The sequence below is a fragment of the Rhodococcus sp. DN22 genome (assembly GCF_036669995.1).
GTDB classification, from domain to species: Bacteria; Actinomycetota; Actinomycetes; order Mycobacteriales; family Mycobacteriaceae; genus Rhodococcus_F; species Rhodococcus_F erythropolis.
On the sequence record NZ_CP133326.1, the window covers coordinates 4,993,086 to 5,008,001 of the forward strand.

Here is a 14,916-nt window from a genome sequence, read left to right on the forward strand (position 1 = left end):
CGGGCGGCCGACGTGGAATTCGAGGCGGGTCCGGAGGTCGATTCGACCACCCCTTTATTGACACTATGTCAACAGTGTGGATGATAGGTGGAGTCGGATCCGCTCGCGGGTCGCACTTCATCGATCGGGAGAATCACGATGACGCAAGGATCTACCACAACCCGGACCGCAGAACGACGGTCCCCGTGGATGGACGACGAATTGGAGGCCGTGGCCGACCTGGCAAGGAACTTCTTCGCCAAACACGTCACACCGCATCAGAAACGCTTCGCGTCCCAAGGTTTTCCCGACAAATCCGCATATCGAGAACTCGGGGCGCTCGGGCTCGCCGGCATGTCGATCCCCACCGAGTACGGCGGCGGAGGAGGAACTTTCGCGCACGACGCCGTGCTGTTCCACGAGCAGGTCATGGCGGGTGATCATTCACTCCAACTCGGCGTGCACTCGGGAATCGTGCCGCACTACCTCAATGCCTACGCCGATCACGAGCACAAACTGCGCTGGCTACCGAAGCTGGTGAGTGGCGAGTGGGTGGGCGCAATCGCCATGACCGAGCCCGGCACCGGATCCGACTTGCAGAACATCACCACCCGAGCCGTCCGCGACGGTGACGACTATCTGATCAGCGGCGCAAAGACCTTCATCTCCAACGGTCGCAATTGTGATCTGGTGATTATTGCCGCCAAGACCGATCCCAGCCTCGGAGCGCGTGGAGTGTCGCTCATCGTGGCCGAGGTCGATGACAACACACCGGGTTTCGAGCGCGGGCGAATACTCGAGAAGGTCGGACAGAAGGGCCAGGACACCACCGAGCTGTTCTTCGACCGCTTGCGGGTGCCTGCAACAAACCTGCTCGGGGACCGCGAAGGCACAGGGTTTGCCCAGCTGATGCAGCAGCTACTGCCCGAACGATTGATCTGCGGAGTTGCAGCCACTGCGGCAATGGAGCGTGCAGTCGCCCTCACCGTCGAGTACACCAAATCCCGAAACATGTTCGGGCAAACGCTCTTCGATCTTCAGAACACGCGCTTCGAACTTGCCGAGTGCGCGTCCATCGCTCGTATCTCACGAACGTTCATCGACGACTGCATCGTCAAATACCTTGCCGGCCAGCTCGATGCGACTACCGCCGCGATGGCCAAGTACTGGCTCACCGATCAGCAGTGCGCCGTGATCGACCGCTGCGTGCAACTACACGGCGGGTACGGCTACATACTCGAATATCCCATCGCTCAGATGTATGCCGACGCTCGTATTCAGCGAATCTACGCCGGATCGAACGAAGTCATGAAGGACCTCGTGGCGAGATCACTCTGAGCAATCAGGAATCCGCCTCGCACGCCGGCAGAACGTCACGCACGATGGCGAGCAAACTGCGTACCAGCAGAAGGTGCACCTGTTCGCGGTCGAGCGCTCCCGTCACCAACCACTGCTTACTGGCAGCCTTCGCCAAGCCTCCGTACGCCACGATCATCGAATGAACAGCAGCCTCGCTGCCTTCACTCGGTCGAATCTCGAGCGCATCCATCATGCGTCGCGCAGCAACGTCGTCAGCATCCTGCAGGATCCGATCCATCTCGGGATCACGGCGGAGGTCGTCGGACATGACTGTCGAGATCCACATGTCGCGATGACGCCAGGCGACGTCGAGCCACCGATCGATCACGGCGCCGATCCGCTTCTCCTGGCTCGCCGATCGCGGAATGCGGTCCACCGCCACTTCGGGAATGAAGACGAACCGCCGCACGACGTCGAGATACAACTCCCGCTTGGAGCCGAAGTAATGATTGAGCAGCGGACGTCCGACCCCAGCCGCCTTGGCCAACTCGGTCATCGAGACGTCGGCAAAAGACTTCTCCTCGAAAACCTTTGCCGCGCTGACAATGATCTGCTCACGCCGGTCTTCGGGACCGAGACGCCTTCCGCCTGTGGCCGACGCGGACGTCATTCTTTTCTCGCGGGCGTGCTGTTGACCGTCGCCTGCGCCTCGACCATGAGCGAAATGTGCTCCACCAAACGCTTTCGAGAGATCTTGGAGGACGGGGTGTGCGCCTGATAGATGAACGCGAGGGCACCGAACAGCCCCACCGAATTGAGTTCGGAGTTCGCGGAGTCGGTTGCCTCGCCGCCGTACATCAGCTCGAGCGACGCGGAAATCGGATTCGTGAACTCCGCCATCAATTCTCGCCCTCGATCCCACAGCGCAGGTTCCGCCTGGGATTCGACGAACATGATGCGTCCACGTCGAGGATCTTTGAATACGTAGTTGGTGAAGGCCTTCACCACGTGGCGGATCAGGGCCGACGGTTCGGAAGGCGCCGCCTCGAGAGCGTCCAGAATAGTGTCACGCGCACCGAGAACGACCTCGTCGAGCACGGCGACCAGCAGTTCGTCACGGTTGGCGAAGCTCTCGTAGAAGTACCGTTCGGTCAGCGCGGCCTCGCGGCAGGTCGCACGCATGGTCGCGGCGGCCGCTCCCTCGGTGCCCATGATCTGCAACCCGGCTTCGATCAGCTGTGTCCGGCGCGCGGCGCGGCGATCTTCCGGTTCCTGCCCACGCCACCTGCGCGGGCCGGTGCGCCGAGCCTCGGTATCCGTCATGTCCCCATGTTCTCACTGACCGGCAGCGCTCTCGACCTCAGGTTATCGCGGCGACCTCCGCAAGCGAACTGACATCGCCCGATGTCAATCAGTTGAATTCTGACATCAACCGCTGTTGACATCACTTGATGTCAGACTTACTCTTCGTTCAGTTGTTCACGCACCAATCAGGAGGCGTCACACATGGTCGACATCGACCCAACCTCGGGGCCATCGGCCGGTGACGAGGAAACTCGAACTCGCCGAACACGAGTCGTCGTCATCGGAGCCGGTTTCGGCGGCATCGGAACGGCTGTCCGCTTGAAGCAGTCCGGGATCGACGACTTCGTCGTTCTGGAACGTGCCGCGGAGCCCGGGGGGACCTGGCAGGTCAATACCTACCCCGGTGCACAGTGCGACATCCCGTCGATTCTGTACTCGTTCTCGTTTGCGCCAAATCCGAACTGGACGCGGCTGTATCCGCTACAGCCCGAGATCTACGACTATCTCCGGGATTGCGTCCATCGCTTCGGACTGGCCGGTCATTTCCACTGCAACCAGGACGTGACAGATGCTTCGTGGGACGAGCAAGCCCAGATCTGGCGGGTACACACTGCGGAAACCGTGTGGGAGACACAGTTCCTGGTCGCGGCCACCGGCCCGTTCAGTGCCCCCGCCACACCCGACCTTCCCGGGCTCGAATCGTTTCGTGGTCAGATGTTCCACACCGCGGACTGGAACCACGACCACGACCTTCGCGGTGAGCGGATAGCCGTGGTCGGCACCGGTGCCTCTGCGGTGCAGATCATCCCCAGACTGCAACCGCTCGCGGACACGTTGACCGTGTTCCAGCGGACACCGACGTGGATCCTGCCGCACCCGGATCAGCCGATGACCGGCTGGCCGAGCGCTCTCTTCGAGCGGGTGCCGCTCACCCAACGACTGGCACGCAAGGGACTCGACCTGCTCCAAGAAGCCCTGGTACCCGGATTCGTGTACAAGCCTTCACTGCTCAAAGGGCTGGCCGCACTCGGCCGAGCACACCTTCGCCGGCAGGTGCGGGACCCGGAGCTTCGCGCAAAGCTGCTCCCCCACTACGCATTCGGATGCAAGCGTCCGACGTTCTCGAACACCTACTATCCCGCGCTGGCGTCACCCAATGTGGAGGTGGTGACGGACGGAATCGTCGAGGTGCAGGAGCGCGGAGTCCTCACCGCGGACGGCGCCTTCCGGGAAGTCGACACCATAGTCATGGGAACCGGCTTTCGTATGGGAGACAACCCGTCGTTCGACATCATCCGGGGCAAGGACGGCCGCAGCCTCGCGCAGACGTGGAACGGCAGTGCCGAGGCCTTCCTCGGCACCACCATCAGCGGGTTTCCGAACTTCTTCATGATCCTCGGCCCCAATTCCGTGGTCTACACCTCGCAGGTCGTCACGATCGAAGCGCAGGTCGAGTACATCGTGAGCTGCATTCTTCAAATGGACGAGCGCGGCATCGGCAGTATCGACGTCCGGGCAGACGTGCAGAGAGAGTTCGTGCGCGCGACCGACCGCCGACTCGCCACCAGCGTATGGAACGCCGGCGGGTGCAGTAGTTACTACCTCGTCGACGGCGGCCGCAATTACACCTTCTATCCCGGATTCAACCGATCCTTCCGCACCAGGACCAAACGAGCCGACCTCGCTCACTACGCGCAGGTACAACCCGTCTCGTCCGAATCACTCACCACTGCCCGAGAAACCGTGAGGAGCCGATAATGCTCGGCATCAACGCCTTCCGAGGCACACCCGTCGTCGCACCGTCCGGCGCGCGCCGCTACACCGACGAAGCACATGCGATCGCCGCCCGTGACGTCGAATTCGACTGGGACGGCGTACCACTGCATTACGTGCCGAACGAACCGATGGTCACCCACGTCATCAACTTCATGCATCTCGTGTTGCCCGAGGGAGAGCGGGCCATGTCCGCAACGCTCGCCGAAGCGCTCCCGCTCATCGAGGACCCCCGCCTGCACGAAGAGGTGGTGGGATTCGTCGGCCAGGAAGCAACACACGCGTCGTCGCACAAAGGTGCACGCGAGCATCTTGCGGACCTCGGCATGGACATGAAACCGATGTCACGCCGGATGGACTGGCTCGTGGACAAGATATTGGGCGACAAAGGATTGACCGGAAAAGCCAAGCACGCCTGGCTCTGTGAACGTCTCGGCTTGTTTGCCGCGATGGAGCACTACACGGCGGTGGTCGGGGAATGGCTGCTCACCGATCCCGCCCTCGAAGATGCCGGCATGCACCCGACGATGCTCGACATGGTCAAGTGGCACGGCGCCGAGGAAGTCGAGCACCGCAACGTGGCCTTCGACGCCTACATGTACGTGGACGGTAGCTACGCCCGCCGCGTTCGCACGGCGCTGCTCGCCAGCTTCACGTTGTTCGTGTTGTTCATCGCCTCGATGAACTACCTCTTCCGGCAGGACCCGTCGAAGGCGAAGGGCCGCCTGTGGCCTCTGCAACTGATCAGCGCCACTCGCCGCGGCCTGGTCCCGAACATGAAATTCCTGATCACCGAGATTCCTCCGTATCTGCGGCCGAGCTTCCATCCGTCCCAGATCGGGGACATGGACGTAGCCATGCGCTACCTCGCTCGCTCACCTGCCGCCAATCGTTCTTCCGAAAAGAGTGAAGGATGAACAAGACGACTGCCGACCGTCCTCACGACGCACAAGACTTCACACCGACCCGGTCGTTGAGGATTGCCGCACAGGCGACGAGCGCATACCGTCGAATCTTTGCGTCAAGTCCTGCAGCGCAGATACTTTCGCGTCCCAACCCGGTCCGCTACAGCGGATTCGACATGACGCTGGACGTGAAGTCCGTCCGGTTCGAGTGCGCAGACGTCCTGAGCGTCACCTTGACCCCGAGGGAAGGAATCACCCTGCCGTCGTGGATTCCCGGCGCTCACCTAGACGTCATTCTCCCCTCGGGAAGGCAACGACAGTATTCGTTGTGCGGAGACCCCGACGACTTGACCTCGTATCGGATCGCCGTCCGGCGGATCGACGAGGGCGGGGGTGGCTCCCGCGAGATACACGAGTCGCTGAAACCCGGAATGGTTGTCGACGTACGAGGGCCGCGGAATGCATTTCCTTTTGTCACTGCTCCGTCGTACCTCTTTGTTGCGGGCGGAATCGGGATCACTCCGATACTTCCCATGGTGCAACGCTGTCACCGCCGCGGAGTCCCGTGGCGATTGGACTATCTCGGACGAACTCGGGCAGCTATGCCATTCCTGAACGAGATCGAGGAGTATTCCAGCGGCCGGGTAACCATCCGACCCGACGACGAGCTGGGTCCGACGGATATCGGAACACTCGTCGCTGCTGCGGATCCAGGTGCCGCGGTGTACACGTGCGGACCGGTTCCGCTGATGAACACGGTGCGTGCGGCAACTTTCGCCGCCAACCCGACCGGATCGGTGCACAGCGAGAGGTTCTCCCCACTCCCGGTAGTCGACGGCAAGGAGTTCACGGTGCATCTGGCGCGCACCGGTCTCACCGTCGATGTGGGCGAGTCCGAAAGTGCATTGGCTGCAATACGACGCGTACTTCCCGGAGTAGCGTATTCATGCCAACAGGGCTTCTGCGGTACATGCAAGGTCCGGGTGCTCTCCGGGACCGTCGAGCATCGAGACACCCTCCTCACCGAATCCGAACGTACTGGTTCGATGTTGACCTGTCGATCACGTTCCACCGGTGGGTCTTTGGTGGTGGACCTGTGAAGGGAAAATTCTCTCTTTCTGCGGCCGACGCAGCCTTCATCCGCTCCGCTCCGCTGGTGATCACTCACCGGATCGAATCCGAAGCGACATGTGAAAGCTTGTGGCAGACGTTGACCTCGGACGGAGCGCTCACGTCGTGGGCGCACGGGATCACCGGAGCCGACTGGACCTCGGACAGACCATTCGGCATCGGGACTACGCGAACCGTGCGAGCCGGCGCTTTTGCTGCACTGAACGAGCGATTCTTCCGCTGGGACGAGGGGCGCCGGATGTCGTTCTACGTGGAGTCGGCGTCACTTCCGGGGTTCAAACGCTTCGCCGAAGATCTGGTGTTGGAACCGACTTCGACTGGCAGCCGCCTCACCTGGACGTTCGCTGTGCAAGCGCTACCGTGGTTCGCCCCCATTCTGACTCTGTCCCGACCGATCCTCCAACGCGTCACCCGCGGCTGGGCCGACGGCGCCGTCCACCACACACTTCAAGGAACTCCACGATGACGGCGACCGAGATCGACACGACCACACAGGCGTCCGACGACACAGTGACACAGGCAGTGCGCGACGCCCGTACTGCTTCCGAGTGGTGGGCAGAACTGACATTCGAGCAACGTGCTCGTCGACTGGATCGGTGGCGAGGAATCATCGCTCGTCGAGCATCCGAACTCGCCGACGTCGTTCACCGGGACATGAGCAAGCCGCACCCTGATGCGATGCTCGAAATCGCCATGGCACTCGAACATCTCGCGTGGGCGTCGAAGAATGCCCGAAAGGTATTGGGCAGGCGCAGCGTCCGCTCCAGTTTGTTGACGGTCAATCAGGCCGCCTCGGTGGAGTATCGACCTCTCGGGGTGATCGGTGTGATCGGTCCGTGGAACTATCCGGTCTTCACCCCACTCGGTTCGCTCTCGTTCTCGCTGGCGGCAGGCAACGCCGTGGTCTACAAGCCGAGTGAGTTCGCACCGGCAGTCGGGCAATGGTTGGGCCGCGCCTTCGCCGAGGTCGTCCCTGAACATCCTGTGCTGCAGGTCGTCACGGGCGATGGTTCGGTCGGCGCGGCACTGTGCCTGGCCGGTGTCGACAAGATCGGGTTCACCGGATCGACCGCGACGGGCAAGAAAGTCATGGCAGCGTGCGCCGAGACCCTCACACCGGTGTTGATGGAATGTGGTGGTAAGGACGCGCTCATCCTTGATGCCGACGGAAATGTCGGTGCCGCCGCGGATGCTGCGGTGTGGGGAGCATTGTCCAACTCCGGTCAAACCTGTCTGGGCGTCGAGCGTGTGTACGTGCACGAACAGGTCTACGACGAGTTTGTAGACAAGACAATCACTTTGGCTGCCCGAGTTCATGCGGGTCCGGATGCCGAGGACAAGATCGGTCCGATCACCATGCCCTCGCAAGTGGCTGTAATCCGGCGCCACATCGACGACGCGATGTCGCGGGGTGGACGTGTCGTTCTCGGAGGGCTCGGCTCGATCTCCGGCCAGTACGTGCAACCGACCATCATGGTCGACGTCCCCGAAGACAGCCTCGCCGTCACGGAGGAAACTTTCGGCCCGACGATGACGATCACCAAGGTCGCCTCGATGGACGAGGCGGTGGAGTTGGTCAATGCGTCGCCATACGCGTTGGGAGCAAGCGTGTTCGGCAAGGACGGAGCGGCTGTTGCCGATCGACTCCGATCCGGAGGAGCGTCGGTGAACTCTTACGTGATGTATGCCGCGGTTCCCAACCTGCCGCTGGGTGGGGTAGGAGCATCCGGTTTCGGACGAGTTCACGGCCCAGATGGGCTGAAGGAGTTCACCTACGCTCGTTCGACGACCCGGCAACGATTCCGTTCGCCCCTACCACTGACGACGTTTCGACGGACCGCCCGAATCGACTGGCTGGTCAAGGTTCTCATCCGCGCGCTACACGGAAGGCACTGAAGCAATGACGGGACGCTTGTCCGCAATTGCGGGAACAGTCCGCGATCTGGGCATTCCACTGCCCGGACGCCGAATCGACTACGACGTCGCCGGGAAGGTCGTACTGATCACCGGTGGAGGCGACGGTATCGGTGCAGCGCTGGCGCGCACTCTCCACCGGCGTGGGGCCACCGTCGCACTGGTCGACGTCAACGAGAGTTCATTGGCAACGGCCGAGCGCTCATTCGAGTCACAGCGAGTCGTGACGGTGACGGCCGATGTCCGAGATCGGGACGGTATGAAAGCGGCCGCGCGCACGATCGTCGAGCAGCTGGGCAGAATCGACGTCGTGGTGGCCAACGCCGGAATCACCCCTCCCCCGGCAACATTGCGCCAGATCGATCCCGACGCCTTCGATCGTGTGCTCGACGTCAATCTCACCGGCGTCTTCAACACCGTGCATCCGACCATCGACGAGGTGATCCGCAACAGTGGGCACATCGTCGTCGTGTCATCGGCGGCGTCGTTCGCCCCCGGTTTGGGCGGCGCTTCGTACATGATCAGCAAGGCTGGGGTCGAAGCGCTCGGCCGGGCGCTGCGTCTCGAGGTTGCCGGCTACGGCGCTACTGCCGGCATCGCGTACTTCGGGATGGTGGATACACAACTTGCACGCGCAACACTCGACGACGACGAGATCGGGCGCAAACTCGACGCTCGACTACCTGGTCCCCTCCGTCATCGAATCTCCCCGGACCGTGCCGCCACCGTGATCGCCGACGCGATCGCGCGCCGCGCCGCCCGGACCCTTGCCCCCGCTGCCTGGGAACCCTGGGCGTGGGGACGCGGATTCATCAATGTCCTTGCCGACGGTTACCTGGCAAAAGACAAACAGGCACACGACCTGATCCGCGAACTCGAAGACAGAACCACCGCTGCGGCCCCGACGAATGCATCAGCCCTGCCAAAGGCATCCAGGAGAACATCATGACTACGTTGTGTGCAGCCTTCCAGCGAGTGTCGGCGGTAGCGCCCGACGCGGTGGCTTTGCGAGACATCGGCGATGCGCGAACACTGACGTGGCGCGCGTACGGCGAACAGGTTCGCGATGTTGCCGCGGGATTGGCCGGAATCGGCGTGGGACATGGCGATACGGTTGCATTGATGATGAGTAACCGCATCGAGTTCTACCCGATCGACGTCGGCGCCCAACATCTCGGCGCGACGTCCTTCTCCATCTACAACACGTCGGCACCCGAAGCCATCCAGTACATCCTCGCCAATTCCGGTGCGCGAGTGCTCGTCTGCGAGGCCCAGTACGTGGATACCGTTCGCCGATCCGGTGCCACACTCGACACGATCGTGGTCGTCGACGCGCAACCGTCTGCCCAGCAGTCCGGCACCCTGACGCTGGAGCAGATGAAGTCCTCTGCTGCCGCCGATTTCGATTTCGAGAGCACCTGGCGTGCGGTGAAACCGAACGACGTCGCCACGTTGATCTACACCTCCGGCACGACCGGCAACCCCAAGGGCGTCGAGACGACTCATGCCTGTCTGTTGTTCGAAACCACCGCCGTCAGTGCTGTACTCCCCGTCGAGTTCGGTGACCGCATCACCTCGTACATGCCGTCGGCGCACATCGCCGATCGGCTCACCTGCCTGTACATGCAAATGGTGTTCGGCACCCAGATCACTGTCGTGCCGGATCCGAGCCAGGTAGCGGCTGCGCTTCCGGACTGTCGCCCCACGATCTGGGGCAGCGTCCCCCGTGTGTGGGAAAAGCTGAAGGTTGCAGTCGAATCGGCCGTCGCCAACGAACCGGACGACGCGCGGCGAGCGGCATTGCAGTGGGCACTCGACGTCGGTCGCACTCGGCTCGCACACTTGCGAGCCGGTGAAACAGTCCCCGCCGAACTGGAAGCGGACTACGCCCGAGCCGATGCAATGGTCCTCTCCGCTCTGCGTGCGAAACTCGGTTTTGCCGAACTGAAGTGGGCCATCTCTGGCGCCGCACCGATTCCGCCGGACACCTTGGCATTCTTTGCAGGCCTGGGAGTTCCGATCTCGGAGATCTGGGGAATGTCCGAGCTGACATGCATTGCGAGCACCGCACCGGCCGAGCCGACCAAGCTGGGAACGGTCGGAAAGTTGCTTCCAGGCATGGAAATGCGCATCGAGGCGGACGGTGAGCTACTGGTTCGAGGACCGTTGGTCATGAAGGGGTACCGCGGCGAACCGGCAAAAACGGCCGAAGCGATCAGTGCAGACGGTTGGGTTTCGACCGGAGACATCGTCACGGCCGACGCAGACGGATACCTCACGGTGATCGATCGCAAGAAGGAGCTGATCATCAATGCGTCGGGAAAGAACATGTCCCCCGCTGCCATCGAGACCGCAGTGAAGACGTCGTCGTCGTTGATCGGTGAGGTCGTGGCAATCGGAGACGGCCGAAAGTTCAACACAGCGTTGATCACTCTCAGCGCCGACGCCGCGGTCGGAGCGGCACGCTCACTGGGACTTGCGGCCGAGGCCGCGGTACTCGCCAAGGACGCTCGGATCGTCGACATCGTTGCAACTGCTGTCGCCGAGGGAAACTCGCGTCTGTCGAGGGCCGAGCAGATCAAGCGGTTTCACGTACTCACCACGTTCTGGGAGCCAGGCGGCGACGAGCTGACACCGACGATGAAGCTCAGGCGCAAGCCGATAGCCGAGAAGTACGCGTCCGAAATTGCAGCCCTCTATGCGGATTCGGTCGTAGATGACGTCTACGAGCCTGCGCCCTGCGCATAGATCAGCGTCTCGGTGGCCTTGACCACAAACGTAGCGGTCGATCCCGGAACCAGATCGAGCTCGGCCGCTGCGCTCGTCGTGATGTCGGCAGACAAGCCCGGCTGGCCGGCTTCGTCCTCTGCTCGGACTCGGACGACATCGCCTCGATTTTCGATCTCCGCGATCGTGACCGCAAACGCGTTTCGTGGGCTCCCGTGAGGCGGATCCAGGTAGACCGACACTGCTCGCGGCTCGAAGACTGCCACGGCGGCACTGCCGGCCGGTAGGTCGGTCTCCGTCTGGCCCGCGATATCCACCCCGACCGGACTTCTGAGCATTCCGTCTCCGGCCATCGTGCCGCTGCGCAAGTTGATCCCTGCGATGCGTGCTGCAAATGCACTACGCGGGCGAGTCAGAACTGTTCGTACGTCACCACGTTCGACGACCCGGCCGCCGTCCAGCACGACAACGGTGTCGGCAAGGGCCAGCGCATCCAGAGCGTCGTGCGTGACGAGCACGGCCGTGCGATCTCCTGTTCGGAGCACTCTACGCAGCAACGACCGCAATGCCGGGGCGGAGGCGACGTCGAGCGCAGACATCGGTTCGTCGAGCAGGAGTAGTTCGGGTTCAGCAGCCAATGCCCTCGCCACTGCGACTCGTTGCGCTTGACCGCCGGAGAGCTGTGACGGCTTGCGGTCAGCCAATTCGGCGGCGTCGACTGCGTCGAGCCAGTGGCGCGCGGAATCGGCGGAATCGCGACGCGACCGCCCTGCACTGCGCGGCGCGAACGCCACGTTCGCGGCCGCACTGAGGTGGGGAAAGAGAAGTGCCTCTTGCGCGAGTAGAGCAGTGCCGCGCCGATGCGGCGCCAACGCGACTCCCCTACCGGTATCGGTGAGAACGCGAGAATTCAGTTCGATCAACCCACGCCGCGGGTGATGTAGTCCGGCAACCGCCGCCAGTACCGTCGACTTGCCTGCGCCGTTCGGTCCGAGGACAGCGGTCACCTCACCGGCCGCGACGTCGAACGTCGCAACGACATCGCGCTCCGGAATCTCGATGTCGACGTGGAGGCCACTCACAACGAACCCGCCGATCCGCGTCCACGCACCGCAACCACGATGACCACCGCGACTACGACCAACACCAGCGAAAGCGCTACCGCTGCATCCGGATCGGTCTCACGCTGGAGATAGATTTCCAACGGCAGGGTACGCGTGACCCCTTGCAGACTTCCCGCGAACGTCAGCGTTGCACCGAACTCCCCCAGTGCGCGAGCGAAAGCCAGCACTGCCCCTGACACCAGACCGGGAAGCACCAGCGGCAAAGTCACCCGGCGAAGCACGGTGGTCGGGCGGGCTCCGAGCGTCGAGGCTACGGCCTCGTATCGTGTGCCCGCAGTGCGTAGCGCACCTTCGAGGCTGACGACGAGGAACGGTAGCGCGACAAACGTCTGCGCCAGGACCACCGCGGTTGTCGAGAATGCTATCTGGATGCCGAGCACTTCCAACTGCTCACCGATCAACCCTTTGCGCCCGAACGTGTACAGCAACGCGATACCGCCCACCACGGGCGGCAGAACCAGCGGGAGCAGGATCAACGATCGAAGAACGGACAGTCCCCGAAAATGACTGCGCGCCAACACCGCGGCCATCGGTACGCCGAACAGGATGCACAGCAGCGTGCTCATCGCTGCTGTCTTCAAACTCAGTTTCAACGCGGCAACCGACGATTCGGAAGTCACGAGTTCCCAGAACTGCGACCACTGCACGGTGGCCAGCATCGCGGCCAAGGGAGCGATGACAAACGCCCCGCCGATCAGCGCGGGAAGGTAAATCCATACCGGCAACCCGAGCGGGGCTCGGGCTGACGGTCGTAGGCGTGTCACGGAGCAGCGAATCCCGCGTCACCCAGAACTGCCAAGCCCTTGGGGCCCTTCACGAGATCGACGAATTTGGTTGCCGTTCCCGAATTCTTCGAATCCTTCAGCACCGCAATCTGGTACAGGTTGACCACCGTGGTGGCTTCCGGGAACGCGACGGTCTGAACCTTGTCACCAGCGGACTTCGCGTCGGTGACGTAAACGATGCCGGCATCGGCCTGCCCGGACGTCACCTTGCTGAGAACGTCGGTCACCGACGATTCTTCGCTGACGGGCGAGAGGGTCTCGCCTGTGGCCGTCTCGACCTTCTTCGTAGCCGCGCCACAAGGGACCTGCGGAGCGCAGATCACCAGTTGCGTCCCCTCCTTTGCCAGATCGGCGAACGACGCGATGCCCTTCGGATTGCCCGGCGGCACAACAATCGTCAAGGTGTTGCTCGCGAAGTCCGAGGGCGACCCCGCGACGACGCCGGCGTCGGTGGCCTTGGTCATGTTGGCGGCGTCAGCCGAGGCGAACACGTCAGCCGGTGCGCCCTGGGTGATCTGAGCGACGAGGTCCGAGGACCCGGCAAAGCTGAATGTGACCGATGAACCGGGGTTCTCGGACTCGAATTCCTTGCCGAGTTCGGTGAAGCTGTTCTTGAGTGACGCCGCTGCGAAGACGGTGATGCTTCCCGTGGCACTATCACTGGAAGTGGTTGTGGTCGGAGCGGCCGACGACGTCTCCGACGAAGAATTGTCGGAGGAACTACAACCGGTCACCAGGGCAAGCGAAAAGGCACCTGCTGCAACAAGTCCGACTACACGCTTCACGAATTTCCTCCAGTATGTTCAAAAACTACGGCGTTTCCACGATGACCGTGGTGGCCTTCACGATTGCGACTCCGATACTCCCGACCTCGAGTCCAAGCTCCCGAACCGCGTCGGTACTCATCAACGAGACGACAGTGAAGGGCCCACACTGCATTTCGACCTGAGCCATCACCTTGTCGGTGACGACCTTGGTGACGAGGCCGGCGAACCGGTTGCGGGCCGAACTCGCACCCGTGAGCGGATCGGCCGGTGCGGGTCCGGCGTTGGACCGGGCGAAGCCCGCCAACTCGGCACCGTCGATGACCTTGCGGCCGGAGTCGTCCGTCGTCGCGGTGAGAAGCCCACCGTCGACCCACCGCCGGACGGTGTCGTCACTGACACCGAGCAGGCCGGCAGCTTCGCGGATTCGAATGTTGGGCACCAGGTGATCGTAGGTCGCAAGTGCGGACCTAACAAGCCGAAATGCTCCGCAGATGCGTGAACTAGTCAATCATGATCACGTATCTGCGGAGCATTGTCGATAGTTGCCGTAGACGAATCAGCGCATCATTCTTCTGCCCAGGGCACACGGCAGGAGTCGGTGCTGAACCCCTGCTCGGTAATCCCCAACGCCGAATACATCCGGGCGCGCATGTTTTCGAGCCCGATCTGATAGGTCAGTTCCACGACGCCCGCTCGCCCGAACCTGCGCTCGAGATCCGCGACCTGTTCGTCCGTCACCCCGTTCTCCCCATGGGGGTCACCGGTCATGGCGTCGGCGTAGGCGATCGCGGCCCGCTCGTCTTCGCTGTACTTCGATGAATCCCGGTAGTTCGCGATCTCTTTCAACTTGTCGATGTCCAAACCGTCCAAGCGCGAGAGCATCGTCCCGAAGTCGACACACCACGAGCAGCCGACAGTCCAGGCGACGCGATAGACGGCCAGTTCACGAATGTTCGACGGCAGCACCTTCGACGCCTTCTGCACAGCCATTTCGTGGCGGGCAGCCGCTACGAACAATTTCCGATGGTTGGCCAGGACGGCAAAGGGCTCGGGGACTTCGTCGTACTGCCTGGCGGCGAATTTGTATGCCACTTTGATCAACGGACTGGCTTCTGACGGTGTCACTGCGGGAATGCGAGTCATGGCAAGCCTCCGTATGTTCTGGGGCACCGGATTCGATGCTCTCTACAGAGTTGGACGATGGCGG

At 62.5% G+C, this 14,916-nt stretch carries 15 protein-coding genes; 8 read left to right on the forward strand and 7 right to left on the reverse strand.

Annotation, left to right across the window (positions count from 1 at the left end):
- The first annotated feature begins 138 nt into the window (after nucleotides 1-138).
- Entirely contained in the window at nucleotides 139-1,317 is a 1,179-nt protein-coding gene (locus RA302_RS22765) for an acyl-CoA dehydrogenase family protein (RefSeq protein WP_030535344.1), read from the forward strand.
- A 4-nt stretch (nucleotides 1,318-1,321) separates the two neighbouring features.
- On the opposite strand, the gene RA302_RS22770 is transcribed toward RA302_RS22765, so the two are convergent.
- Both RA302_RS22770 and RA302_RS22775 read right to left on the reverse strand, forming a co-directional pair.
- Nucleotides 1,322-1,948: a TetR/AcrR family transcriptional regulator gene (locus RA302_RS22770; protein WP_030535343.1), complete on the reverse strand. Its 627-nt coding sequence runs from the start codon at nucleotides 1,946-1,948 to the stop codon at nucleotides 1,322-1,324.
- Nucleotides 1,945-2,601, reverse strand: a complete 657-nt coding sequence (locus RA302_RS22775; protein ID WP_007733534.1) for a TetR/AcrR family transcriptional regulator — start codon at nucleotides 2,599-2,601, stop codon at nucleotides 1,945-1,947. Before RA302_RS22775 ends, RA302_RS22770 begins: the two co-directional genes overlap by 4 nt.
- Before the next feature lie 183 nt (nucleotides 2,602-2,784).
- Between RA302_RS22775 and RA302_RS22780 the strand changes: the two genes are divergently transcribed.
- From RA302_RS22780 to fadD11, 7 genes are read left to right on the forward strand one after another with little or no spacing between them, the layout of a single operon-like run.
- On the forward strand, nucleotides 2,785-4,341 hold the full coding sequence (locus RA302_RS22780; protein WP_030535342.1) for an NAD(P)/FAD-dependent oxidoreductase: 1,557 nt from the start codon (nucleotides 2,785-2,787) through the stop codon (nucleotides 4,339-4,341).
- Nucleotides 4,341-5,273 carry a metal-dependent hydrolase gene (locus RA302_RS22785; RefSeq protein WP_003940129.1) on the forward strand — a complete coding sequence of 311 codons (933 nt, stop codon included), beginning with the start codon at nucleotides 4,341-4,343 and terminating at the stop codon, nucleotides 5,271-5,273. The genes RA302_RS22780 and RA302_RS22785 overlap by 1 nt, the downstream gene beginning before the upstream one ends.
- Entirely contained in the window at nucleotides 5,270-6,361 is a 1,092-nt protein-coding gene (locus tag RA302_RS22790) for a PDR/VanB family oxidoreductase (RefSeq protein ID WP_007733536.1), read from the forward strand. Before RA302_RS22785 ends, RA302_RS22790 begins: the two co-directional genes overlap by 4 nt.
- On the forward strand, nucleotides 6,358-6,858 hold the full coding sequence (locus RA302_RS22795) for an SRPBCC family protein (protein WP_030535341.1): 501 nt from the start codon (nucleotides 6,358-6,360) through the stop codon (nucleotides 6,856-6,858). Before RA302_RS22790 ends, RA302_RS22795 begins: the two co-directional genes overlap by 4 nt.
- Entirely contained in the window at nucleotides 6,855-8,288 is a 1,434-nt protein-coding gene (locus RA302_RS22800) for an aldehyde dehydrogenase family protein (protein WP_030535340.1), read from the forward strand. The genes RA302_RS22795 and RA302_RS22800 overlap by 4 nt, the downstream gene beginning before the upstream one ends.
- A 4-nt stretch (nucleotides 8,289-8,292) precedes the next feature.
- Complete coding sequence (locus tag RA302_RS22805) at nucleotides 8,293-9,255, forward strand: SDR family oxidoreductase (protein WP_030535339.1); 963 nt, start codon at nucleotides 8,293-8,295, stop codon at nucleotides 9,253-9,255.
- Complete coding sequence (fadD11, locus tag RA302_RS22810) at nucleotides 9,252-11,054, forward strand: fatty acid--CoA ligase FadD11 (RefSeq protein WP_030535338.1); 1,803 nt, start codon at nucleotides 9,252-9,254, stop codon at nucleotides 11,052-11,054. Before RA302_RS22805 ends, fadD11 begins: the two co-directional genes overlap by 4 nt.
- On the opposite strand, the gene RA302_RS22815 is transcribed toward fadD11, so the two are convergent.
- From RA302_RS22815 to RA302_RS22835, 5 genes are all read right to left on the reverse strand, one after another.
- Nucleotides 11,030-12,115, reverse strand: coding sequence for an ATP-binding cassette domain-containing protein (locus RA302_RS22815; protein WP_030535337.1), 1,086 nt, complete (start codon nucleotides 12,113-12,115; stop codon nucleotides 11,030-11,032). The two genes, fadD11 and RA302_RS22815, sit on opposite strands and share 25 nt — an antisense overlap.
- On the reverse strand, nucleotides 12,112-12,921 hold the full coding sequence (locus RA302_RS22820) for an ABC transporter permease (RefSeq protein WP_007733547.1): 810 nt from the start codon (nucleotides 12,919-12,921) through the stop codon (nucleotides 12,112-12,114). Before RA302_RS22820 ends, RA302_RS22815 begins: the two co-directional genes overlap by 4 nt.
- Nucleotides 12,918-13,727, reverse strand: a complete 810-nt coding sequence (gene modA, locus RA302_RS22825) for a molybdate ABC transporter substrate-binding protein (RefSeq protein ID WP_030535336.1) — start codon at nucleotides 13,725-13,727, stop codon at nucleotides 12,918-12,920. The genes RA302_RS22820 and modA overlap by 4 nt, the downstream gene beginning before the upstream one ends.
- A gap of 25 nt (nucleotides 13,728-13,752) precedes the next feature.
- The gene (locus RA302_RS22830; RefSeq protein ID WP_003940157.1) at nucleotides 13,753-14,148 is read right to left on the reverse strand and encodes a TOBE domain-containing protein; all 396 of its coding nucleotides are present in this window, start codon (nucleotides 14,146-14,148) and stop codon (nucleotides 13,753-13,755) included.
- A 125-nt stretch (nucleotides 14,149-14,273) separates the two neighbouring features.
- A complete protein-coding gene (locus RA302_RS22835) occupies nucleotides 14,274-14,852 on the reverse strand; it encodes a carboxymuconolactone decarboxylase family protein (protein WP_007733549.1) in 579 nt (192 codons plus the stop codon).
- Between the last annotated feature and the right edge of the window lie 64 nt (nucleotides 14,853-14,916).

What these genes read in the sequence shown, in the direction of transcription:
- RA302_RS22765 (WP_030535344.1), top strand. Translation starts at nt 139, where the DNA reads ATGACGCAAGGATCTACCACAACCCGGACCGCAGAACGACGGTCCCCG.
- RA302_RS22770 (WP_030535343.1), bottom strand. Translation starts at nt 1,948, where the DNA reads ATGACGTCCGCGTCGGCCACAGGCGGAAGGCGTCTCGGTCCCGAAGAC.
- RA302_RS22775 (WP_007733534.1), bottom strand. Translation starts at nt 2,601, where the DNA reads ATGACGGATACCGAGGCTCGGCGCACCGGCCCGCGCAGGTGGCGTGGG.
- RA302_RS22780 (WP_030535342.1), top strand. Translation starts at nt 2,785, where the DNA reads ATGGTCGACATCGACCCAACCTCGGGGCCATCGGCCGGTGACGAGGAA.
- RA302_RS22785 (WP_003940129.1), top strand. Translation starts at nt 4,341, where the DNA reads ATGCTCGGCATCAACGCCTTCCGAGGCACACCCGTCGTCGCACCGTCC.
- RA302_RS22790 (WP_007733536.1), top strand. Translation starts at nt 5,270, where the DNA reads ATGAACAAGACGACTGCCGACCGTCCTCACGACGCACAAGACTTCACA.
- RA302_RS22800 (WP_030535340.1), top strand. Translation starts at nt 6,855, where the DNA reads ATGACGGCGACCGAGATCGACACGACCACACAGGCGTCCGACGACACA.
- RA302_RS22805 (WP_030535339.1), top strand. Translation starts at nt 8,293, where the DNA reads ATGACGGGACGCTTGTCCGCAATTGCGGGAACAGTCCGCGATCTGGGC.
- fadD11 (WP_030535338.1), top strand. Translation starts at nt 9,252, where the DNA reads ATGACTACGTTGTGTGCAGCCTTCCAGCGAGTGTCGGCGGTAGCGCCC.
- RA302_RS22835 (WP_007733549.1), bottom strand. Translation starts at nt 14,852, where the DNA reads ATGACTCGCATTCCCGCAGTGACACCGTCAGAAGCCAGTCCGTTGATC.